The following is a 1,503-nucleotide window of genomic DNA, read 5'->3' on the forward strand; positions in this document are numbered from 1 at the left end:
AAATGGAACCGGCCGAAGTCGGTGACGAAGACCACGTGCATGGCCCGGATTGCGCACACGACCATTAAGGAAATTGCTCTATGCTCGCCCTCGGCAAACTGCTTGAACTGACCCTCGCCGGCCGCGAACCGGCGGAGAAGACTCAACTGACTGTCGAAGGCGTGCGGATGCGCTGGTTGAGCGAAGGTGCGCTGGAAGTCCGGCCACCTGAAGCTCGCGATAACGGCATGGATCTGCTGTTGTCGGCCGGCATCCACGGTAACGAGACCGCCCCGATCGAGTTGCTCGACCGTCTGTTGCACGACATTGCCCGTGGTGATTTGAAGCCCTGTGCACGCATTCTGTTCCTGTTCGGTAACCCCGAGGCCATGCGCCACGGCGAGCGTTATATTGAGCAGGACGTCAATCGGCTGTTCAACGGCCGTCACGAACTGACCAGCGGTTCCGAAGCCTTGCGCGCTTGCGCGCTCGAGCGTCTGGCCGCGAGCTTCTTCAGCCTGCCGGATCGCAGCCGCTTGCACTACGACCTGCACACCGCCATTCGCGGCTCGAAGATCGAGCAGTTCGCGTTGTATCCGTGGAAGGAAGGCCGCCAGCATTCACGCCAGGAGCTGATGCGCCTGCGCGCAGCCGGTATGGACGCGGTGCTGTTGCAGAACAAGCCTTCGATCGTTTTCAGTTCTTACACCTACGACAAACTCGGCGCCGAGTCCTTCACCCTGGAACTGGGCAAGGCCCGGCCGTTCGGGCAGAACGAAGGGGTCAACGTCGATCGCCTGGAAACCCGCCTCAAGCAAATCATTGAAGGCACCGAGCCCTCGTTTGCCGATGACGGGCTGGACGGCTTGCAGCTGTTCAGCGTGGCACGGGAGATCATCAAGCACAGCGATACCTTCCACCTGCACCTGCCGGCGGATATCGAGAACTTTTCGGAGCTGAAAAAGGGTTACTTGCTGGCGGAAGACATCGCCCAGACCCGCTGGATCGTCGAAGAAGACGGCGCACGGATCATCTTCCCCAATCCAAAGGTGAAGAACGGCTTGCGGGCAGGGATTCTGATAGTGCCGACCACTGCCGAAAACCTGGTCTGACCTTTGAAAGCATCGCGAGCAAGCTCGCTCCTACAGTGAATTTGTGCCGCGACAAACAGGTGTGGCGCACGCTGAACCCTGTGGGAGCGAGCTTGCTCGCGATAGCGTCCGCTCAGGCGACGCAGATCTTCACTTCGGTCCGAGAATCTTCAACAGCTTGTCCGGCGACGGCGCCCCTTGCTGTTGTTGCAACTCGCCCTTGTCGTCCATATAGAAAATCGCCGGAGTGGCGGCCAGTTCCAGGTCTTCCATCAGCTGCATGTTGGCGGCGAGTTTGGCCTGGATGGCTTCGGGGATAGTCGTCAGCGGTTTCAGCGCGCCGCTTTGGCCGGATTTTTCGTGGTCGGCAAGGGCTTTCTGCGGGTCCTTGCTGGCCAGCAAGGCGGCGGATTTGCCCGGGCTATCCTCGCGG

1 protein-coding gene and 1 pseudogene are annotated in these 1,503 nt (G+C 60.3%); one reads left to right on the forward strand and one right to left on the reverse strand.

Features of this window, described 5'->3' with window-relative positions; genetic code table 11:
• The first annotated feature begins 80 nt into the window (after window positions 1–80).
• On the forward strand, window positions 81–1,091 hold the full coding sequence (gene astE, locus F8N85_RS34140; RefSeq protein WP_150806677.1) for a succinylglutamate desuccinylase: 1,011 nt from the start codon (window positions 81–83) through the stop codon (window positions 1,089–1,091).
• A 129-nt stretch (window positions 1,092–1,220) separates the two neighbouring features.
• Here astE and F8N85_RS34145 read toward each other — a convergent pair.
• Window positions 1,221–1,503: pseudogene (locus F8N85_RS34145) on the reverse strand (thiol:disulfide interchange protein DsbG); the annotation flags it as partial.

Origin of the sequence: Pseudomonas fluorescens, assembly GCF_902497875.1 — a bacterium.
GTDB classification, from domain to species: Bacteria; Pseudomonadota; Gammaproteobacteria; order Pseudomonadales; family Pseudomonadaceae; genus Aquipseudomonas; species Aquipseudomonas fluorescens_BR.